22 protein-coding genes are annotated in these 18,878 nt (G+C 44.7%); 12 read left to right on the top strand and 10 right to left on the bottom strand.

Annotated elements, in window-relative coordinates:
• Positions 1-15: 15 nt before the first annotated feature.
• Positions 16-267, bottom strand: coding sequence for a hypothetical protein (locus ACPPVU_RS11850; protein WP_426671921.1), 252 nt, complete (start codon positions 265-267; stop codon positions 16-18).
• Between the two features lie 159 nt (positions 268-426).
• Between ACPPVU_RS11850 and ACPPVU_RS11845 the strand changes: the two genes are divergently transcribed.
• Positions 427-741: a hypothetical protein gene (locus ACPPVU_RS11845; protein WP_426671920.1), complete on the top strand. Its 315-nt coding sequence runs from the start codon at positions 427-429 to the stop codon at positions 739-741.
• Positions 742-962: 221 nt separating this feature from the next.
• Here ACPPVU_RS11845 and lepB read toward each other — a convergent pair whose 3' ends face one another.
• On the bottom strand, positions 963-2,066 hold the full coding sequence (gene lepB / locus ACPPVU_RS11840; protein WP_426671919.1) for a signal peptidase I: 1,104 nt from the start codon (positions 2,064-2,066) through the stop codon (positions 963-965).
• A 147-nt stretch (positions 2,067-2,213) separates the two neighbouring features.
• Here lepB and ACPPVU_RS11835 point away from each other — a divergent pair, with 147 nt between their 5' ends.
• Positions 2,214-2,414, top strand: a complete 201-nt coding sequence (locus ACPPVU_RS11835; protein WP_426671918.1) for a helix-turn-helix domain-containing protein — start codon at positions 2,214-2,216, stop codon at positions 2,412-2,414.
• A 297-nt stretch (positions 2,415-2,711) separates the two neighbouring features.
• Here ACPPVU_RS11835 and ACPPVU_RS11830 read toward each other — a convergent pair whose 3' ends face one another.
• Positions 2,712-2,942 (bottom strand): hypothetical protein, encoded by a 231-nt coding sequence (locus ACPPVU_RS11830; RefSeq protein WP_426671917.1) that lies wholly within the window; start codon positions 2,940-2,942, stop codon positions 2,712-2,714.
• Positions 2,943-3,148: 206 nt separating this feature from the next.
• On the bottom strand, positions 3,149-4,387 hold the full coding sequence (locus ACPPVU_RS11825) for a serine hydrolase domain-containing protein (protein ID WP_426671916.1): 1,239 nt from the start codon (positions 4,385-4,387) through the stop codon (positions 3,149-3,151).
• A 328-nt stretch (positions 4,388-4,715) separates the two neighbouring features.
• Between ACPPVU_RS11825 and ACPPVU_RS11820 the strand changes: the two genes are divergently transcribed.
• Positions 4,716-5,495: an SDR family oxidoreductase gene (locus tag ACPPVU_RS11820; protein WP_426671915.1), complete on the top strand. Its 780-nt coding sequence runs from the start codon at positions 4,716-4,718 to the stop codon at positions 5,493-5,495.
• Between the two features lie 522 nt (positions 5,496-6,017).
• Positions 6,018-6,686 (top strand): hypothetical protein, encoded by a 669-nt coding sequence (locus ACPPVU_RS11815; protein WP_426671914.1) that lies wholly within the window; start codon positions 6,018-6,020, stop codon positions 6,684-6,686.
• A 360-nt stretch (positions 6,687-7,046) separates the two neighbouring features.
• Here the strand turns inward: ACPPVU_RS11815 and ltrA are convergent, their stop codons facing one another.
• Positions 7,047-8,387 carry a group II intron reverse transcriptase/maturase gene (gene ltrA / locus ACPPVU_RS11810; protein ID WP_426671913.1) on the bottom strand — a complete coding sequence of 447 codons (1,341 nt, stop codon included), beginning with the start codon at positions 8,385-8,387 and terminating at the stop codon, positions 7,047-7,049.
• A gap of 876 nt (positions 8,388-9,263) precedes the next feature.
• The gene (locus ACPPVU_RS11805; protein ID WP_426671912.1) at positions 9,264-10,592 is read right to left on the bottom strand and encodes a serine hydrolase domain-containing protein; all 1,329 of its coding nucleotides are present in this window, start codon (positions 10,590-10,592) and stop codon (positions 9,264-9,266) included.
• A gap of 297 nt (positions 10,593-10,889) precedes the next feature.
• On the opposite strand from ACPPVU_RS11805, the gene ACPPVU_RS11800 reads away from it, so the two are divergent.
• Entirely contained in the window at positions 10,890-11,594 is a 705-nt protein-coding gene (locus tag ACPPVU_RS11800) for a hypothetical protein (protein WP_426671911.1), read from the top strand.
• 399 nt (positions 11,595-11,993) lie between these two features.
• Here ACPPVU_RS11800 and ACPPVU_RS11795 read toward each other — a convergent pair whose 3' ends face one another.
• Positions 11,994-12,608 carry a TetR/AcrR family transcriptional regulator gene (locus tag ACPPVU_RS11795; RefSeq protein ID WP_426671910.1) on the bottom strand — a complete coding sequence of 205 codons (615 nt, stop codon included), beginning with the start codon at positions 12,606-12,608 and terminating at the stop codon, positions 11,994-11,996.
• 80 nt (positions 12,609-12,688) lie between these two features.
• On the opposite strand from ACPPVU_RS11795, the gene ACPPVU_RS11790 reads away from it, so the two are divergent.
• From ACPPVU_RS11790 to ACPPVU_RS11770, 5 genes are all read left to right on the top strand, one after another.
• The gene (locus ACPPVU_RS11790; RefSeq protein ID WP_426671909.1) at positions 12,689-13,180 is read left to right on the top strand and encodes a DUF1772 domain-containing protein; all 492 of its coding nucleotides are present in this window, start codon (positions 12,689-12,691) and stop codon (positions 13,178-13,180) included.
• Positions 13,181-13,205: 25 nt separating this feature from the next.
• On the top strand, positions 13,206-13,754 hold the full coding sequence (locus ACPPVU_RS11785) for a cupin domain-containing protein (RefSeq protein WP_426671908.1): 549 nt from the start codon (positions 13,206-13,208) through the stop codon (positions 13,752-13,754).
• A 430-nt stretch (positions 13,755-14,184) separates the two neighbouring features.
• Complete coding sequence (locus ACPPVU_RS11780) at positions 14,185-15,306, top strand: alpha/beta hydrolase (protein WP_426671907.1); 1,122 nt, start codon at positions 14,185-14,187, stop codon at positions 15,304-15,306.
• Between the two features lie 114 nt (positions 15,307-15,420).
• Positions 15,421-15,678 carry a hypothetical protein gene (locus ACPPVU_RS11775; RefSeq protein ID WP_426671906.1) on the top strand — a complete coding sequence of 86 codons (258 nt, stop codon included), beginning with the start codon at positions 15,421-15,423 and terminating at the stop codon, positions 15,676-15,678.
• On the top strand, positions 15,675-16,457 hold the full coding sequence (locus tag ACPPVU_RS11770; RefSeq protein ID WP_426671905.1) for a zinc-dependent peptidase: 783 nt from the start codon (positions 15,675-15,677) through the stop codon (positions 16,455-16,457). The genes ACPPVU_RS11775 and ACPPVU_RS11770 overlap by 4 nt, the downstream gene beginning before the upstream one ends.
• 15 nt (positions 16,458-16,472) lie before the next feature.
• Here the strand turns inward: ACPPVU_RS11770 and ACPPVU_RS11765 are convergent, their stop codons facing one another.
• Complete coding sequence (locus ACPPVU_RS11765) at positions 16,473-16,694, bottom strand: DUF6965 family protein (RefSeq protein ID WP_426671904.1); 222 nt, start codon at positions 16,692-16,694, stop codon at positions 16,473-16,475.
• 373 nt (positions 16,695-17,067) lie between these two features.
• Entirely contained in the window at positions 17,068-17,316 is a 249-nt protein-coding gene (locus tag ACPPVU_RS11760; RefSeq protein WP_426671903.1) for a hypothetical protein, read from the bottom strand.
• Between ACPPVU_RS11760 and ACPPVU_RS11755 the strand changes: the two genes are divergently transcribed.
• A complete protein-coding gene (locus ACPPVU_RS11755; RefSeq protein ID WP_426671902.1) occupies positions 17,315-17,587 on the top strand; it encodes a hypothetical protein in 273 nt (90 codons plus the stop codon). The two genes, ACPPVU_RS11760 and ACPPVU_RS11755, sit on opposite strands and share 2 nt — an antisense overlap.
• Here the strand turns inward: ACPPVU_RS11755 and ACPPVU_RS11750 are convergent.
• Positions 17,584-18,015 (bottom strand): hypothetical protein, encoded by a 432-nt coding sequence (locus ACPPVU_RS11750; protein ID WP_426671901.1) that lies wholly within the window; start codon positions 18,013-18,015, stop codon positions 17,584-17,586. The genes ACPPVU_RS11755 and ACPPVU_RS11750 overlap by 4 nt on opposite strands.
• Positions 18,016-18,135: 120 nt before the next feature.
• Between ACPPVU_RS11750 and ACPPVU_RS11745 the strand changes: the two genes are divergently transcribed.
• Positions 18,136-18,714, top strand: coding sequence for a UPF0758 domain-containing protein (locus tag ACPPVU_RS11745; RefSeq protein WP_426671900.1), 579 nt, complete (start codon positions 18,136-18,138; stop codon positions 18,712-18,714).
• The last annotated feature ends 164 nt before the right edge of the window (positions 18,715-18,878 follow it).

The following is an 18,878-nucleotide window of genomic DNA, read 5'->3' as shown; positions in this document are numbered from 1 at the left end:
GCTCTAATACTTAACTCATGAAGCGACTAATTCTACTTTCAAATTAAAATCTTCAAGGCTGAGCTTGCCTTTACGTAACTGACTAAGATATTTTAAGCCGCTCAATCTGTCCAGTTCCAATTGATATAGTATGCGTTCTTCGACTGCTTTGGGTGGTTCCTGCAGCTTCAGGCGGATTGAAGCCCGGGAAATTTCTTCTTCCAGCTTATCAGGCAGACAGGTACTGAATTGTTCATAAATGTTTTGGGGGAGTAGTATAACAGCCATTGGTTTAGTTTATATAAACTATTATACGGCGTCATTAAAAATGTTGTTTTGAGCTGGTGTTATTTTTATGTTACATATGGCCAATAAATTACTTATTCTGTTGTGTTACAGCACTCTTTTGTCAATAGATTATTTTATCTTCGGGTAAACCTTATTGCAATGAAAGATTTACCTTATTTTCTGGCTCTTGTCAAAAAGAATTTGATTCTGTGGACTATTATCACTACCGGAAGTTTTTCAAAGGTGGATTTTGGGAATGCACAACATGATTTTCAACCCCCGCATTTCTTAATATTGAAAAATTATGCGTTGAGTAAAGATGATAAATTCAAAGATATTTCGATAAGGACCGATCAATATGAAACAATAATCGTTTTCGGGAACGCTGATCCAAAATATCTCCGAAATCTAAAATACTATTTTGGGACTGATAAAATAACCGGTCGCCTCAGTGATTCGAATCCGATAGATTAGGAAATTACACCAGTAAGGATGGTAGGTCCAATAAAATCAAGTATGGAGACAGGCGTAACGGTTGGTTTTATACGCTCTGGAATAATGCTTACTTATTATTCAAAAGCCTATTATCTCAGGGAGAGGAAGGAATTAGACAGCCTGGCCAAAGTGTATAATCTTAAAAATTAGTTTTCAAGACACATAAACATCTTGAAAACTATAAGTATGAGTGTAATTACCTAATCAATCGGCTTAAATATCCTGTTCCACCTGATCTTGTGGAAGAAATCCTGCGTTGAATCGGTGCTGAAGAATGTGATCACCGCTTTACCTACGATGTGGTCTTCGGGCACGTAGCCCCAGAAACGGCAGTCGAGCGAGTTGTGGCGGTTGTCGCCCATCATCCAGTAATAATTCATTTTAAAGGTGTAGCTGGTCGCTTTGTTGCCATTGATCAGGATATCCTTGCCCTGGGTTTCTACTTTGTTATGTTCATACCATTCAATGGCGCGGCGATATAAGGTCAATGTTGAATCATTCAACTGAACGGTATATCCTTTTTTAGGTAATAACAGCGGACCGAAATTGTCCTGGTTCCATTTAAAGTGTGGGTTGTGCGGAAATACTTCAGTATCAATTTTACCCACAGGTTTTACTGCGGGGATTATATCCTTGACAAAAGAATAACTTTTCAAGACAGCTACATTCTTGTAGGGAATAGTTGACAAGGTATGCGTGGTATCGCCTTCGGAGGGTTTTATATTCAGATCATCAAGAATTTGTTGATTAAAATTATTGCCATCTGTAACAATACGATAATCGGTCTGGGATTCCGGAGCGTTCGGGGAGGCTTTGCCATTGATGTAGACCTGTCCGTTAACAATGGTCAGTATATCGCCCGGTGTACCCTGGCAGCGTTTGATCAGGGTGGTGCGCTCATCAACAGGCGTGTTGTATTTTGGGTCAGCCTCTTCGGGTTTGTTGAATACTACGATATCGCCTTTTTTAATTTCTGAAAATCCGGGCAGGCGCATGTAGGGTAATTTGATCCAATCCAGGTAGGTTCTGATGCCATACATGGTGGGCTCGGTAAACGGTATGGATAGCGGTGTGGTTGGCATGCGGGGACCATAGCTGATCTTGCTGACGAACAGGTAATCGCCAACCAGTTCGGTGCCTTCCATTGATCCTGAAGGAATTGCATAGGCAGAAAACAGTAAACCGCGGATAATAGTAGCGGCAACAACGGCGAATACGAGGGCATCAACCCATTCGCGCAGTTTGGTTTTTTTAGGCTTTTGTTTATTTGTTTTCTTTTCCAAAAAAGGCAATTTCCAATTCATGTTAAACAGAGTTTAAATAGTTAGAATAAGTGACCAAGTATTTGTTACAAAAAAAGGAAAATTTTCTGGAATGTGCGTTGCAGTATGTTATGTGCTATATTCGTTTTATCAATACATGCCGGATACGACGAAACAAGCCTATAAAAGATGAACATTAAATTGATAAAAACAGAGCAGGATTATCAGGATGCCATTAAAAGGCTTGAAATTATTTTTGATGCGGCGCCAAATACGGCCGAAGGTGATGAACTGGAGATATCAGGCGTTTTGATAGATAACTTTGAGAAAACTCATTTTCCGATAGACTTACCTGATCCGATCGAGGCCATTAAATTCAGAATGGAGTAGCTGAATTATAACAACCATGACCTGGCTCAAATAATCGGACTAAAAAGTCGTGTTAGTGAGCTATTAAATAAAAAACGGAAGTTGTCAATTAAAATGAGAGGTAAGTTGCACGATTCGCTACAAATCCCAACTGATGTATTGGTACAGAAATACTAGCGGGATAACTATTTTAGTTTTCTTTAAAACTATTCAATGCCTATTTCGGATTACTGTGCCGGTTTCAAATATGGTAGCAGTCGTGGTCCCGTCTATCAGCGGCGATACTATATAGCAAATGGGACAAACTTTTTTTGAGAATTACAATCCCGCTTTACTTATCGCCTCACCAACAATCTGTGATAATGTGTAATCCATTTTAACAGGTGATATAACATTCCATCGGTAATCGTAGTATTGTAAGGCTACTTCACCCCTGCGCGTCCTTATGATGAACACTTTCTCATATTCGGTAGTCATTACCTTTACAAGCATGGTGCGCTCTGCGCCCTTATATCCATAATTTACTAAGTGTTCTGTTGTAGTTGGCATGGGGCAAATTTGCTAAATTTTTTAGTAAAACAGCAAATGAAAAATAGGGTTTTTTAACGGGTAACTAGTATTTGTTAATAGTTATAACGCTGACGGAGTTTAAGTTTAGCTGAGCATCTGTTAAAACCACTTTGGCCTGTTGCTGAATGTTGACTTGCAGCCATAGAACTACCCGGTTTTGGCCGTTGGCACGATGATTAGTTCGCTTATTCCCTGCTTTGCAGTACCGCTTTAAATATCTCCTGGCGGAGAGGGCTCACGTTAAAGTAAGCTTTGTTATCGATCAGGCCCTCGTGCTGGCGATTGATAAGCAGGATTATAGAAATATTTCTTGAAGGAACGACTGCTATACTGGTTCCTGTGAAGCCGGTATGTCCAAAAGATCCCGTGGGTCCGCCCGCAATGACGGGATTTTGCGGGTCCATCATCCAGCCCAGGCCATTTTTGAATTGATCTTTAGTAAGGAATGTTTGAATGGTCTGCTCGGAGATAAATTGCTCTGAACCAATCCTGCCGTGATGAATCAGCATGTCGACGAGTTTCTGCAGATCGTCGACGGTTGAGAACAGTCCGGTGGCGCCGGCTACGCCCTTTTCGGCATACCAGGCATTGCCGTCATTGACTTCGCCGCGAACAATGTAGTTACGCCAGCCGTTCCACTGATTGTGTCTGATCTCTTTGAACTGGTATCCGAAAGCTGGGTCGTAGACCATCCTCTTCTCATAAGGGTTCCCGAACGACGTCGCAGCGATAGGATAGCCTTTGCCTTTAGTGAGCGGGTTATACATCGTGTGGCTCATGCCCAGCGGAACGAAGATATTTTGCTCTTCAAACTGATCTAAGGGCATTCCGGAAACCTTTTCAATAATCTCACCCAGAACAGTAAAGCCGAGGTCGCTGTAGTGCCGGCCAGACCCTACCGGGAACGCCAGCGGCAGTTCGCCGATCAGTTTAAAGGTTTCTTCCTTGCTGGACGCACGGTAATACATCGGGTACCACTCGTAGAGTCCGGCGGTATGCGTCAGCAGGTGGCGTATGGTGATCGAAGCCTTATCCGGGCTGGCGAAGGCTTTAATATATTTACCCACCGGGTCATCAAGATGAACCAGGCCGCGATCCACCAGCAGCATCATCGAAGTGGTAGTGCCCACCACTTTAGTCAGCGAGGCGATGTCGAACAAGGTACCTACGGTCATAGTGTCGGGGCGGGCCAGCACGTGATGCTCGTAGTCATATTTCTGAGCATAGCCATAGGCCTGTTTCACGATGGCTTGATTACCTATTTTTACTTCTACCACCGCCCCGGGTATCTTGCCTGCGTTCACCTGGCTTTTCAGTATGCTATCGATGGTGTGCACGAGAGCCGCCGTTTGCGCGTTTGAAGACTTTACAGCGAAACAAGTGCCGATAATTAAAATTGCAAGAGATGTTTTAAAAAATGACATGATGAATTGTCGGGAAAAAGCGAAATATAATAAAAATAAATGCTGCTAAATTCAAGCTTATAATCGAAAATCTCTCCAATGGCCTTGCGGAATAATATTCCGGTATACGCTCCTTTATGAAATCCTTCAGCACGCCCAACTCTCAAAATTGAACCAGGTATTGTGGTCGAGCTTGCCGTGTATGTCCTGTTCACAATGATGCAAATTATTCTTTTATGTTATTGCTGAAAAAAAACTTTTCAAATGATAGCGAAATTAAGCACCCGGAACTAAACACATGGTTTTTCATGTGTAAGCACCCCAAAGATAAATGATTAATTTTGTGGTAATGGAAACGGAATATTTTAAGGATAAAGTAGTATTGATTACTGGGGGATCAAAAGGTATCGGGCTTGCCTGTGCCAAACAATTTGTAGGCCATGCCGCTAAAGTGATCATTAGTTCCCGTACGCAGGCCAATATCGATCAGGCCTTAAAGGAATTACCGGGTGCAAGTGGTTTCAGCGCTGAGCTGTCGGATGAAAATCAGGCTGCTGAACTGGTCACCCACATCGAGCAGGAGTTTGGCAGCATCGATGTGTTGGTGAACTCTGCCGGTGCGGCTAAACGCACGCCCCTGGCCGAACTTGGCCCAGCGGCGTGGCGTGCAGCCATGGACGCCAAATTCTTTACCACAATCAATGTACTTGATCCTGTAGTTAAATCGATGGCTGCCCGTGGGCAGGGTGTGATCATCAATATCATCGGATCGGGCGGTAAGGTGGCCAGCCCTACTCATTTGGCAGGCGGTTCGGCCAATGCGGCGTTAATGCTGGCAACTGCCGGGCTTGGGAACGCTTATGCTTCTTCAGGTATTCGTGTGCTGGGCATAAATCCCGGTCTTACCGAAACGGGCCGGGTACAAAGCGGTATGGAAGCCGAAGCGAGATCTTCGGGCATCAGCGTTGAACAAGCACTGGAAAACGCCATCCGAAAAATCCCGATCGGCCGGCTAGCCAGGCCGGAAGAGGTAGCGCATCTCGTGCTGTTCCTGGCATCAGATAAAGCCAGTTATTTAACTGGTACGACCATTACAATGGACGGGGCCCAATCCCCGGTCATCCTATAATCCCAGTATATAAACTACACATGAGTTACCTGGGTGTTCAATCGGCTGTACATGGCCGCATGTCCGAGTCCAGCCTCAGGGGGAAGGACTCAGGCTCCCATACAGCGTTCTTCCGGTCCCCAGACCTTTGCAGAATTCGAACCAAATACTGGAGGAACTCAAGTTTTTGAGCAATTTGAAGGTCGCCTAATTCGAGGGTTCGATTCCCCTAGGGGCTACTTTCAAAGCAAAAAGCCTTTAGCGTAAAGTTGAAGGCTTATTTGTTGAATCTAATTCTTCTTATCTTTAATACTTTAAGTGCAGACACTTATATCCAATTTACGGTTAAGTGGAGGACGCTTGACAGGGCGGGGGAAGTCATCGGCAATGTCGACAAGGCCACGCTTTACCGTATCTTGAATGTCTTTGCAGAAAAAAGCATTATAGTGAATTTTAACGCCCAGTTTTTTGGGGGGAGAGGAATTAGTTTGATAAAGTGTATCATTTTGCAAATGATTGCGTAATCTATATAAAACCTAACTTATGAAAGCTTTTTTGATAGGATCGCTCATCATCACCGTAATGCTTTCCGGCTGTAAAAAATCATCCCCCGGAATCGGATTACTCACCACTGTAAGCGGCACCGTTATGGATGATAACCTTGGCGTACCTATTGCAAACGCAAAGATGACCGTTTTCCAGGAAAAATATGAACTGAATGGAGAGATGGCGGGTTATGTTCCTGTCAACATTTCCGGAACGGCAATTACGGATGCTAATGGAAAATATGCTATTACTTTTTCATCCAGTAGTATGGGCGATCAGCATGCCATTCGTATATCATTGGATTCAAGTTATTTCAATCTGAATAATCTAAGAAAAATTAAAATTGGAGGTAAAGACACCATGAACTTTACTGCCTGGAAATTGTCCATACTTAAAGCGCATATCATTGTAAAAAACAACCCGGGGCCAAATTTGTCGGTAACAGCGGGCTTTAATACATCTTCCGCTGTCGTATACGGCGCCAATAAAGATACCACGGTTAGTTTCCAGGTTGCTCCTAACCGGGTAAATGGCCTTACGTTTGGCATCCAGGTTCCGGGTAACACCTATCCGAGTTATCTTACTCAAACAATTACTTTTTCCGGTGACTCCAGCATCTATCATCAAACTTTTACGATTTATCCAACCACATTCGTTGAGTTGTAAATAAATTATTGTTCAAACAAGTCCAGGCAGTTGCGGTTATTTTGAAATGCTTTAATCGAATCCCGGAAAATTCAATCTACATGAGCTTATTTCAAAAATGGAAAACGATTACGATAATATTTCCTGGAATTTCATGTATAAAAATGTCATTCAAATGACTTCCTCGCAGGTTTAGTGCCTGAACTTCAGGAGTTTCAGAAAATGTAAATGCGAAAATAGCGGTAAATCACGAGGAAGCCAATAGGCGTAAATCTGTTAAAAAGGGGTCCGGGTAGCGCGGTTCGTTGCCTCCCCGCTCCCCCACAGATCCGTGCGAGCGGCTTTCCCGCACACGGTTCCTCTGTACTACGGCTTTGCTAATCAATGGCTGTGATAAATCCTTGGTTTCTCAAGGGGTATCCATTCGTCCGTGAGCTTTTTAATCTTCTCCCAGGTCCAAACGCGCTTGCCCCCTCGATGGTTTAACCATTTGTGGAGGATACGTCTTGTCCGTTGATAATACGAGCTGATTCTTCTCGCGTTGAATGTGATGCCGTAATAGCCATAATAGCCTCTCAGTTTTTGATTCAGTTTGGCGATGAGCACCGGTATGGAGTGCTTATGCCTGTTCAGCTTGATCCATTCATGCATCCGTTTCAGCGAAGTATTGAGCTTCTTGCTGCTCGTCTTACGCATCAGAATCCGTTCCCCTTTCCGGCTTTTGCCCATATAGTGGGTAAAGCCTAAAAAGTCAAACGTTTGTTTGGCTTGGCCCCGTTTTCCTTCTTCTACCAGATCGATTAGCCTGGTCTTTTCTGGATGCAGCGTCAGTCTGTACTTCCCCATCCGTTTGGGCAACACTTCCATTACCCGCAGCGCATCTTCCTTGTGAGTGAACCCCAGCAGATAGTCATCTGCATAGCGGATAATAAAGCTTTTCCCTTTCAGCAGCGGTTGTATTTGCTTTATGAACCAATCATCGAGCACATGGTGCAGGAAAATATTACTGATCAGTGGGGAAACCGATGCGCCTTGTGGCGATCCTTCCTCCGGATAGCTGACCTGTCCGTTTTCCATTATGCCCGCTTTGAGCCATTTGTCTATCATCTTTCTGATCACGCCATCTTTTATCCTCTGGTCCAGAAATTCCCGTAGACATTGATGGTTTATGCTTCCGAAATAGTTTTGAAGGTCGGCGTCTATTATGTAGCGCTTGCCTTTAAAGCTTACTTCTCTGAATAATTCCTCCAATGCCTGATGCTGTGACTTACCTGGTCTGAATCCATACGAGGTAGGAACGAATAGCTGCTCATATACCGGCGAGAGGATTTTCGTCACTGCACTTTGCAGCAGCTTATCTTCTATCGTGCTTATTCCCAGCGGCCGTAGCTTTCCATCACCCTTGGGTATAAATACCCGCCGGATGTGTGGTGCCCGGTAGTTCCCGCTCCTGAATGCCGTCAGTAGCTGAGGTATTCGTTCCTTGTGCTGTTCATGGTAATCGTACCATGTCTGACCGTCCACGCCAGCTGCGCCCTTTTTATTAAGGCCTGCCAGGCAGGTTTTCATCAGCGGCTCATCGATAAGATCATGCAGATTTGTCAAGGCCTCCTTCGGATATTTCCGTGACCTTTCTGCTATCTGCATTTCTACTGTTAACAATTCTTTCATGTCTCTGTGTACATTAATTGTTTCTAAAATGCAGTTCCGTAAAACAGGCATCCCCCTTCCTTACTTGGTGGCTTTCATGGAACTGATTTCCCACCGTTCTATCAGTACTATGGGGATGCTAAGACTGCCTCCGCCCTTTTCCTTCCCTTCGCTTCCGCTCGGTCCGGATACCTTTTTCGATACCGCCTTTTCTTAGCACTTGCAGGGTGGTGATATGTACCCTGCAAACTCGGATTGTTTGGGTTAGGGCATCCTTGACCTAATTTCGTAAGGAGACGGTAGGCTCTCCTGTGTTGCCGTACAACCCCAGTCTGCCTCTGACATACCCTTCGACCCCGGCCGAATCGACATGGCTCGTCTGATAGCGCCGGTTTGATGTTGTCCTGATATTCGAAAGGACCAAGACTTCGACATTGAGGAACGTTTCGAGGCTCAGTAGCATACCTTTAGCAGTCGCTGTCTACGCTTCGTGCCAGCATTACTGCTGACTACGCAAGACTCGCTTCCAGTGGTTGACTAGACCTTGCTGATCGGGATTGGTTACCCGACGGGTTGTTTCGAGGTGTTTCATTGCCAAAATCCCCACCTCACGGCCTTTGCACAGCGCGATTCGAAAAGCTTCCCCTACGGGCTGCACGTTAAAAGAGCAGCTAAAAATTGGTTGATTTGAAGGTGTATAAAACGATCTATAAGACTTTTAAAGTGTTCTAAATCTCATTCTGCATATCGATGGAAACTTTGCAACCCTACAGTTCGAATTCAGTTGTGCAACGAGACACGTCAACAAATGATTTGTAGGATTTTTTTTAGATTTGGATTGAGACAATTGCTATTTTTCCCCGTCCAATCAACTCCTAATATCGATCTGTCCGTTCCCTTGTCGATAGCCAATATCCGAGCCATCCACAGAGTAGCGCTGGCCGACTGCTATTTATCTTTGGTGAAATACATCTCAGAATCACCCTGCTCCAGTACAAATCGATTTTTCAAAGGTTCAAAATCCGATATAGCGCCAAGCTCACTGACGATGAACCTATCCTGAGCTACTGGCTCAAGCACAAACTGTGGCTGCCCTGTTCCCTGTGCGATCAGGGTGCTGTTATATTTTGTGATTGTAATCTTAAAAGATGTTTGCTTAGTTGAATATACCCCGAGATACTTATCGAGAACCTCAGGTTTTAGCGAGCTTGTTTTAAATTCCGGAAAGGTAAAAGGCTTATTGAAATAAATACTAAGCGCAGCTTCTTTAACCTTATCAAAATTGTAGGCACCGCCGTTTGAGCAATATGCTATGGCCAGTTTCTGATCCGGAAAATAAGTGAGTGTTGACCTAAATAGATCGATGCCACCGTCATGTCCGTATCCTTTCTTCCCGTCAAAATCCGTCTCAAACATGGCCATACCGTAATTATCGTTCAGCGTTTTCATTAAGTTCAGATGATCCATGCTAATCAATTTACCGGCAAACAAAGCTTCGATAAATTTCGTCAGATCGGTTGGCGTAGATATAATTGCTCCTGCGCCCCCTGGTATAGACATATCAGTCTCCTCCATCTGCATCCACTTAACTGCAAATACGTATGAGTGGGCTTCATTATTCTTAACGTTGGTTTTGTCGCCATAATAAGTATCGTTCAACCCAATTTTTGAAACTATGCGTTCTTTTAACTCTTCCGAATATGCTTTTTTCGTAATCCTTTCGATTATATATCCTAACAAAACAAAGTTGGTATTGCTATACTCCGCTTTTTCGTCCGGTTCAAAATCAGGCCTTTGTTTTGCAAATATTGCCGTCATTTCTGCTTCGGTACACGGCTGGGTCGAATATGGCCAATATGCAGGGTCATTAGTAAAATTAGACAGTCCGCTTCTGTGATTGAGCATATTTCCAATGGTTATCTTTTGTGCATTTGGCAACTCAGGAAACCAGTTAGCAAGCCGGTCATTCAGCTTCAGCTTACCTTCTTCAATCAATTGAAAGATCATCGTAGCCGTAAACATCTTGCTTATCGAACCGATCCTGTATTTGGTATGACTGTCGGGCGCTATTTTTTCATTCCCGTTTATAGAACGATAACCGAACGCCCTTGAATAAATAACTTGGCCATCGACAGAAATTGCCAGGCTGCCCATAGCCTTATTATGGCCTTGGAGTGAAGTTAGTAAACTGTCGAGCCTGGGTTTATTAATATTTTGCTTTGTGCAGGAACTGCCCAATACAATCAAAAGGCAGTAAAGGAAAATTCTCCTGATCATTTGATAACGGTTTAAATCTCAGTATACAACGGACTTGCAAAGCGCTTATTATTAGGCACAAGCATATTTTTGTTCTTACGTTACTTAGATGAATTCAGACAGGATGTTATTTAAATCGTGGGCGAATTGGCCTTTTATTTGTATCCGTCCCGTAAAGTAGGTATAGGAAAACTGTAGAATTTTATTAGGCGACGTTTGATGTAAATCTGAAAATGTTTGTATATTGTCAGTATTATGGTCGTCGATAAAAGACAGGGACACAGTTATACTGAAGAATAATCTTTTGGCGCTACTTAAATGGAAACTACTATCTCAATAGGAAAGCCTCATCGTGCTGCAGGCTGGATGGCAATTGCCAGCGGGTTAATTGGCATCATCGGAGCAGCATTTCTAATAACTTTTCTGACAGGACATCTTAAAAGTGTTTCTGACGACGAATTTTTTTTGGTTCGAATACATGACGGCTGTGTCGTCATCCAATTTCTATTAATGATCAGATTTTTGTTTGCGCTGCGAGATGTTCCAAATCAACAATCTACAAGGATGAGTCAGGTGCAATTTAGGATCGGTGTCGCCGCGCTTTCTTTTACAATCCTGTTTCTACTCCTAAACTTTCCAAAGGTCTTGGCGGATGTACTTTATATGGTTCCGCAAGGCATATTCGGCATTTGGCTCACCGTCGCATGTCTGCAAAAGCAAGGAGATATACCTGGAGGTGTCCGGTGGTTTGGAATCATTGTAGGAATAGGGTTGGGCTTAGTTGGGCTTTATCCAATTGGATACGCACTTCTTGTTGATTCAATTCTTCTTCAGATACCGGCTCCTTCAAACGAGTCACTGGCAAATGTCCCTATGACCACCACCAACGCTATACTTCATATTATGTTGATGATAGGATCTTTGCTTGGCGTATTCCCGCTGCCAATTTGGACAATATTATTGGGTGGCAGATTGATCAGCGGGAAGATACCTGCAAAAGCTCCTCATTTCAGAGGGAATTAACGAGGTATTTGTTCCGACTTGCAGCCCAGGAGTTGGATGTCCTACACAAAAAAGCCCGGATTCTTCGAGGCGTGACATCACATAGCAGTAGTTACTCCTTATTCATTCGATACTCTGATTCCCCTTCACCCGGAGGGAGCACACGTCCTATCTTGCTGAATGAACTCTCACCACCAGATGAATCTGGAACAAAGCGCATCACCCTTTTGTGAAGTTCAAGCCGACATCTTGCGTCAGCGAATCTATCATGGCGGAACCAAGCACGACTGTCGTCATGGGAGTTTCAAAACAACTTTTATTTCCAACAGAAGTCTATGAAAATATATCTCCATAAATTCTTTTTGTGATGCCTGTCTTGTTACCGCTTAATGGCATACCGACTGTTTACGCAGGCAGTTCTTATTTCCCTTTTCTGAAATCATCAAGCTGTTTTCTTCCTTTATCCGTGACGTAGGGAAGCAGCACGTAACCCAATATATTAAGGTAATGAGCTTTGGTTTGCTCAAGTGTCCAATTCATGTAGCTGAGGCGTGCCTCGGATAACCAAAACCTTGAAATAAGGGTGATATGAGAAACGATCAATTCGATTTGATCACCGACAAGCGAGGCTGACAGGCAGTCATTATTTATCATGGATGTAATATGGCTGCGCAGTGCTTCACTTCTTTTCGCTTCGGTGACCGCGTAATTGCTTCCAAATAATGAGTGCTTCGAAACCAGGTGCACAAAACTTAATAACAAACACCTGTATTGGTACTGGTTATTGAATATCTGCCTGTACATTGATAAAAAATCGGTGATGCTGCTGCAATCAGGTCCGATAGTTTTGCTGTTCAGATCGCGGAGGCGATTTATTATTTCAACCACCAGGTCATCTTTGGTTGGAAAATAGTAGGTAACATTGCCGACACGCATTTTTAAGTCGGCAGCCAGCTCGCGCATTCCCACGTATTCTATACCGTTTTCATTGAACAATTCCAATGCCCTTGAGACAAGTTTTTCTTTGGTTGACATAAATTTCAATAAATTAGGGCAATGTCCTAATTTAGCATATCTTTATTTTAAAATCAAATTTATCTTAAAGCCTAATAACCATGACACTCCGTAAACTAACACTTGCATTGGCAATTAGCTTAGCAGCCGGCCTGCTTTTCGTAAACATTTATAATTCTCTGGTTGATGCCAGGAATTGGGGAGCCAATATACCGGCATCCATTCAAACGGCGAGGGATTATTTTAAAACGGCCAATCCCGGAACTTTTTACAGGATATTTTCGCCTGCGAATCAGGTAGCGAGTTTGTTGGCGCTGATACTCTGCTGGCGGGCGGGCAAAAGAGTAAGAATTTATTGCGCCATAGCACTCGTATGCGCTGTGGGCGCAGATATGTTAACCTTCGCCTACTTCTACCCCAGGAATGATATTATGTCCAAATCGCCGATCGCCACTAACCTGGAAGCTATAAAAACTGCATTGGAACAATGGCGTTCAATGAACTGGTTCAGGAGCCTGATCTGCGCCGTTACGGTCGTGTTTGACTTCCTGGCATTTAACCATATTGCAGGAAAAGCAGAACCATCAAATTAAATTCAAAAAACCTAAATTTAAATCAATGAATCAATTTCCTGAAACCATTGAAAACTGTCTTGGTGAAAAAATAGTTTTCAAAGAATTAGTGCGGGAACCTGATGGGGATAAGCTGATCCTTCATGGCTGGGTGCAGCCGAAAAGCGGCCCGCCAATGCATGTTCATTTTAAACAGGACGAATGTATCACCGTAAAAAAAGGGCAGGTGAGTTATCAGGTGTTGGGTGGACCGGAGCAATTGGCACGCGAAGGTGATAGCGTTCTGTTTACAAGGGGCACGCCACACCGCTTTTGGAACAGCGGTACCGACGAGGCACAAGTAGAGGGATGGGCAAAACCTGCAAACAATCTACAGTTTTTTTTATCGGCGATCTATGAAGCTCAAAGTCGTTCAGGCAAAGGGCAACCTGAACAATTTGACGGCGCTTATCTATTGACCCGCTATAAAAGTGAATACGCGATGCTCGAAATACCTGGCTTTGTCCGGAAGGTGATCTTTCCCTTAACCTATGTTATCGGGCGGCTATTGGGTAAGTACAACAAGTTTAAGGATGCACCCGCGCCCTTAAAGTAAATGCAGACGAGCCAGCTGATCCTGGGAGACCATATACAAAAAAAGTCAGTATAATGCAGACGGGTTTCAATATTTAATACAGTCTAAAGCATGCCGGCATACAAACCAGGGAGATGGCCACTAAAGTGGGTGTTTCTAATGTTACTATTAACAGATTACTCGACCGCTGGATTAATTTAAAACTTATTCAGCGACATCGCGTAAGACTGGGGCCATATTATACCTTGTTATTATCGGTTTATAACGGTTCTTATCGACTCACATTCCTCATTGAATTCAACTCAACCTAAAAGCCGTCGTCAGGGAAGACAACTTTTAAATTACTTACTGGCGGATTTAAAGATATTGGGATGGTCATTTGCTATAGGTGTTTATAAATCCTAAATTTAAAAATGCCTGCACAAGGAGTACCTTCTTTAAATCAAAAGAAATGAAACTAACTCAATTAATTAATCGCACCGTAGTGTTCGGTGCTGTGTTTCAAATGATATGGAGTATAAACCCGGCCATGGCCCAGACACCAACCCGCGACCCGCATACGCCTGGTTATGTATCTGCTACAGAATTACCAGATGGCACTGGTCCTTCGCCCGGCTCTAATGGGAATTTTATTATCGGCCCCACGCATGATCCTGCCCCGCAATCTATAGAACACGCTAACGTACCGCAGGGGACGGTATACCGCTTTACCTTAGATTCGAAGGACAGCAAAATTTATCCCGGCATTGCCCGGGAACCAAATACATTTGGCACGGCAGATCCGGCAGACCCTGCTAAGTTGATCGTCACTACAAGCCATCCGGCCCCCTACACCCGTCAGGTGGCGGTGTATGTTCCCAAACAGTATGTCGCTGGTACCATTGCGCCGTTCATAGTTGGCGCCGACGGGCCGGACGATCTGCTTTTCACAGTATTGGACAACCTGATTGCCGAAGGCAAGGTGCCTGCGATGATCGCCATCTCTATCGGGAACGGCGGCGGTGACGCCCAGGGCAGTGAACGGGGCCTGGAATACGATACGATGAGCGGCGTCTATGCGGAATTCGTTGAAAAAGAAGTGCTGCCGCTGGTAGAAAGCAAGTGCCGGGTAAAACTAACCAAAGATCCTTCTGGCCGGGCGACGATGGGTGGTAGTTCGGGCGGATCATGCGCCCTGATCATGGCTTGGTATCACCCGGAATGGTATCACCGCGTACTCACCTATTCCGGTACTTACATCAACCAGCAATGGCCCTACAACCCGGAAACACCGCACGGCGCCTGGGAATTTCATGAACACCTGATCCCCAAAAGTCCCTTGAAACCATTGCGAATCTGGATGGAGGTGGGCGACCGGGACCTTTTTAATCCAAACGTAATGCGCGACAATATGCATGATTGGGTGCTCGCCAACGAAAATATGGCAAAAGCACTCGCCGCTAAAGACTATCCATACCAGTTTATTTTTGCCCGCAACGCCGGGCACGTTGATTATAAAGTAAAAAAGCAAACGCTTCCCGAAGCGCTGGAGTGGCTTTGGAAAGATTACCACCCGGCGGAGGTTAAGCAATGACCTGTTTTTCGGCAACAAAATTTGTTACATTCCGAAAACAAAAAAGCCCTGACTAATGAAAATGTTCCTTAAAGGTATCCGGTTTACCTCTGCGATAAACAGTAGCTTTGCAGTATGGGCGATCTTTTAGTGCTGCCTCTCTCCTACCAGGGAGAGGAATTGGAATTCGGGGTGCGCGTTTACCAGCTGGGTTATATCCAACGGGTGGAGGTGTGGGTGGAGGATATCGCGGTGCAGTTCGAATTAGATGACGAGGGGAATTACCGGGCGCTGGTCAGCCCCGAGCAAAGGGACGAAAGTAAGAAAAAACTGAGCGTGGGCTTGTTACAGGCGATTGCGTTGCAGCTGGAATCAATCAATCCAAAATCATGAGTTACCTGTTTATTATTTTACTGGCAGCTGTGCTGGTTTACATTATTTTCTTTCGGAAGAAGGTGGTGAAGGCAGCTGAAATTGCGGGTGTTAATTATGATGAGCTGCTGGATGTGCATGTGCCTTTTTATCGCTTCCTGGAGCTGAATGAAAAGAACCGGTTTGAAAAGCGGGTGCGGGAGTTTTTCAGGGAGGTGCGGATAGAAGGGGTGGGTACGGAGGTAACGGATGTTGACCGGGTATTGATTGCTGCCAGCGCGGTGATCCCAATCTTCGGGTTCCCGGAATGGAAATATAAAAACCTGACCAATGTCATCCTTTACCCGGATACATTCGATGGAGAGTTCCAGTTTGAAGGAGGTAACCGCAATATTTTAGGGATGGTGGGCTCAGGCTATATGAACGGGCAGATGCTACTGTCGAGGGCGGCGCTGGTCAGGGGGTTTTCTTCGGCTGCGGGTAAGGAGAATACGGCGATTCATGAATTTGTCCATTTACTGGATAAATCCGATGGCGCAACGGACGGGGTGCCGGCTAACCTGCAGCCGCCTGCTTTTGCTGCGCCCTGGTTGCATCTGATGCATGTAGAGATGCGCCGGATCTCGGCGGGTAAATCGGATATCAATCCTTATGCGCTGACAAATGAAGCGGAATTTTTTGCGGTGGCTGCGGAATACTTTTTTGAAAAGCCGCGGCAATTGCAGCAGAAGCATCCGGAATTGTATGCCAGCCTGAGCAGTATTTTTGGGCAGGACCCGGCAGACGGGGGCGGTCGCTAAATGGGTTTCTTAAGTCTAAAAACGTGGGATCTCCGGCCCGCTGTAGGGGGTTTCCAGCGCATCCATGATATTTACCAGGCGGCGTCGTGAGCGGTGGTCCTGAGGGCTTGCCCGGATGTTTTCAATATTGCGCTGTACTGCGTCCTTCACTTCATATTGGGTGGTAGCACGGTCAATGCGCAGGATTTGAGGTAATTCTTTTTTATCAAAATAAGCGATGAGTTCCTGGTCGGTCATCCGGCAAAGGTAAAAATTGAGGTTGCCATATTTTAAATCTTTTTCAATTTAAACTCCGGACGAGGGTCTATGGTGTGGATGTCCATTTCAGGGTAGTCAGGGTAACGGGCATACCAGACGACCGCGCCTTTGAAGATGTCCGGCACAATTATTATTGTGGTGGTTCTGATTATACCTTTATTCCGGGGGTGTCCTGATCATATTGTAAATTACTGAAACAATAGACCAGACTTCCGGAAAAACCGGGGAGCTTTTTTTCAACCATAAATTTATGAGAAAGCCACTTAAAAACCAATTACCAACGATCTTTTCGATCAATGCCCAGGACAAGAAGGGTCTTGTCGGGCAAATCTTTTTTTGATAAGTGTTTGGTTTATATGCAGGCTCCAGCCGGTTCACCTTCATTTTGCGCGCTCCGGCGCACGTCATTGCGGTTCACCCGCCGCGCCTGCTGAGGCAACAGCCCAAAGTTTGGCGGGGTGATCCTTTTCAAGGCGCCCCGCCAAACTTTGGGCAATTGCTGTTTTATTTCGTTGAGCTTGTTTATTCCGATACGATAATTATGCCCGATCATCAGACCAGGGGGAAACCTGCTCTCCTGCTTTTCCGTAAAAATGGACATGCCGGTAGCCTGGAAAGAATTTGAACACTGTGTAACGGAGCGAATTGCTTATTACCAGCAGCAATATGACCAAACAATACGAATGTACCTGAGTCTGATTAAAGAAGATACGGGCGAACAGGAACAGGTCATCGATATTTTATCCTTTCAGCAATTGGTAGCCGACGAATTGAACAGGCTTCACGGCTTACTGGTTAAATATTCCCCTTCTGCGCGGGTAGTGATCTCTGATAAAAAAATGATCCTGATTTCACCTGCCAGGCTGAATTAGCAAAGGATTTCTTCTGTGCGGCTGATGATCTGTACCATCCGGTCATTGAAGAATTGGTATCCGTGATCATAGCAGAAACGGAAGGTGCCCAGTTCAGGGTCATGGTATTCACTGCTGAAATATTTGAAGTTAAAACCATACCCTTCCAGGTCATGTTTTTCTATGGCCCGGTAATCTATTTCGCAGAGGTGTTCCATGATGGCCCGGTTGCGGCTGATGATGCTATTGATCTTTTGATAAAAAGACGGGCGCCAATCGGAATCGTTATGTTCATATGGGGCCCCGGGGACAGGTTCTTTCCTTCGCCTGTTGTTGAAGGCGGTGCGACAGGTATCGTTGCAGAATTTGCGGTCTTCACGGCCGGGGCCGAGCGGTTCGCCGCATTCAAGGCAAACTTTTACTGGTTTTTCTTCGGTGTTTAGGTCCATTATTCCTTGATGAGGTGAATAACTGATTTGGCTGAAACGTTTATAATCGTTTAATCAGGTGTAAAACTAATGAAATGTTTTTTTGTCCCCATAGTTTTGCTGGTATAAACCAGTTCAATTATGGAAGCAGCACAAGGGGCCTATCCTAACCTGGCGACTGAAAGTTTCAGTCACGGCAGGAAGCATTACTTTATTGATGTAAAAAAGGCGAATAATGACACGCATTTTTTATTGATCACTTCGAGCGAAAAGTATGATGAAGATAAATACCACCGGCGGACGATCCAGCTTTGGGAGGAAGATCTGGGGTTTTTCGTTGAGGCGTTATCTATGATATTGAGTCAACTGGCTTATGGTGAATTGTCCCCCGCGGAAGTAAAAATGGAATTAGTAAAAGACCCTAAGGGCATGAAGGCGATTCCTGAATTTGACAGGCCGAGGGAGAAGCTGCATGCGCTGGGTGCGGATAAACTAACCAATGCGGAATTGCTGGCAATCCTTTTAGGTACAGGGTCATCGGAATTATCGGTGCTCGATCTTTGTAAAAAGATCATGAAATCGGTTAAGAATGATCCGGCAAGGTTGCTAAACCGCACCGCTGAAGACTTTTGTAAGTTCCCCGGAATTGGAGTGGCCAAAGCGGCTACTTTGCTTGCAGCCTTGGAGTTAGGCAAAAGAACCTTTTCAGTCGCAAAGTGAAGTTTACTTTTTTCAGGTTAGTTTCTCTTTTCCCTAATTCATTAAGTTTTGATACAAAGGTAGCGCGCTTTCCGGCCTGCCAGTCAAGGGTATATAAACCCCGCTCCGCGGGGCCCTTGACAGGCAGCCGCGCGCGCTTTTGGGGTAATAAAAACTTAATTATC

This window comes from Mucilaginibacter sp. McL0603, from assembly GCF_049992945.1.
GTDB lineage: Bacteria > Bacteroidota > Bacteroidia > Sphingobacteriales > Sphingobacteriaceae > Mucilaginibacter.
The sequence above is the reverse complement of the archived record's forward strand: the minus strand, read 5'-3'. Positions and strand labels throughout refer to the sequence as shown.

What these genes read in the sequence shown, in the direction of transcription:
- ACPPVU_RS11850 (WP_426671921.1), bottom strand. Translation starts at nt 267, where the DNA reads ATGGCTGTTATACTACTCCCCCAAAACATTTATGAACAATTCAGTACC.
- ACPPVU_RS11845 (WP_426671920.1), top strand. Translation starts at nt 427, where the DNA reads ATGAAAGATTTACCTTATTTTCTGGCTCTTGTCAAAAAGAATTTGATT.
- lepB (WP_426671919.1), bottom strand. Translation starts at nt 2,066, where the DNA reads ATGAATTGGAAATTGCCTTTTTTGGAAAAGAAAACAAATAAACAAAAG.
- ACPPVU_RS11835 (WP_426671918.1), top strand. Translation starts at nt 2,214, where the DNA reads ATGAACATTAAATTGATAAAAACAGAGCAGGATTATCAGGATGCCATT.
- ACPPVU_RS11830 (WP_426671917.1), bottom strand. Translation starts at nt 2,942, where the DNA reads ATGCCAACTACAACAGAACACTTAGTAAATTATGGATATAAGGGCGCA.
- ACPPVU_RS11825 (WP_426671916.1), bottom strand. Translation starts at nt 4,387, where the DNA reads ATGTCATTTTTTAAAACATCTCTTGCAATTTTAATTATCGGCACTTGT.
- ACPPVU_RS11820 (WP_426671915.1), top strand. Translation starts at nt 4,716, where the DNA reads ATGGAAACGGAATATTTTAAGGATAAAGTAGTATTGATTACTGGGGGA.
- ACPPVU_RS11815 (WP_426671914.1), top strand. Translation starts at nt 6,018, where the DNA reads ATGAAAGCTTTTTTGATAGGATCGCTCATCATCACCGTAATGCTTTCC.
- ltrA (WP_426671913.1), bottom strand. Translation starts at nt 8,387, where the DNA reads ATGCCTGTTTTACGGAACTGCATTTTAGAAACAATTAATGTACACAGA.
- ACPPVU_RS11805 (WP_426671912.1), bottom strand. Translation starts at nt 10,592, where the DNA reads ATGATCAGGAGAATTTTCCTTTACTGCCTTTTGATTGTATTGGGCAGT.
- ACPPVU_RS11800 (WP_426671911.1), top strand. Translation starts at nt 10,890, where the DNA reads ATGGAAACTACTATCTCAATAGGAAAGCCTCATCGTGCTGCAGGCTGG.
- ACPPVU_RS11795 (WP_426671910.1), bottom strand. Translation starts at nt 12,608, where the DNA reads ATGTCAACCAAAGAAAAACTTGTCTCAAGGGCATTGGAATTGTTCAAT.
- ACPPVU_RS11790 (WP_426671909.1), top strand. Translation starts at nt 12,689, where the DNA reads ATGACACTCCGTAAACTAACACTTGCATTGGCAATTAGCTTAGCAGCC.
- ACPPVU_RS11785 (WP_426671908.1), top strand. Translation starts at nt 13,206, where the DNA reads ATGAATCAATTTCCTGAAACCATTGAAAACTGTCTTGGTGAAAAAATA.
- ACPPVU_RS11780 (WP_426671907.1), top strand. Translation starts at nt 14,185, where the DNA reads ATGAAACTAACTCAATTAATTAATCGCACCGTAGTGTTCGGTGCTGTG.
- ACPPVU_RS11775 (WP_426671906.1), top strand. Translation starts at nt 15,421, where the DNA reads ATGGGCGATCTTTTAGTGCTGCCTCTCTCCTACCAGGGAGAGGAATTG.
- ACPPVU_RS11770 (WP_426671905.1), top strand. Translation starts at nt 15,675, where the DNA reads ATGAGTTACCTGTTTATTATTTTACTGGCAGCTGTGCTGGTTTACATT.
- ACPPVU_RS11765 (WP_426671904.1), bottom strand. Translation starts at nt 16,694, where the DNA reads ATGACCGACCAGGAACTCATCGCTTATTTTGATAAAAAAGAATTACCT.
- ACPPVU_RS11755 (WP_426671902.1), top strand. Translation starts at nt 17,315, where the DNA reads ATGCCGGTAGCCTGGAAAGAATTTGAACACTGTGTAACGGAGCGAATT.
- ACPPVU_RS11760 (WP_426671903.1), bottom strand. Translation starts at nt 17,316, where the DNA reads ATGTCCATTTTTACGGAAAAGCAGGAGAGCAGGTTTCCCCCTGGTCTG.
- ACPPVU_RS11750 (WP_426671901.1), bottom strand. Translation starts at nt 18,015, where the DNA reads ATGGACCTAAACACCGAAGAAAAACCAGTAAAAGTTTGCCTTGAATGC.
- ACPPVU_RS11745 (WP_426671900.1), top strand. Translation starts at nt 18,136, where the DNA reads ATGGAAGCAGCACAAGGGGCCTATCCTAACCTGGCGACTGAAAGTTTC.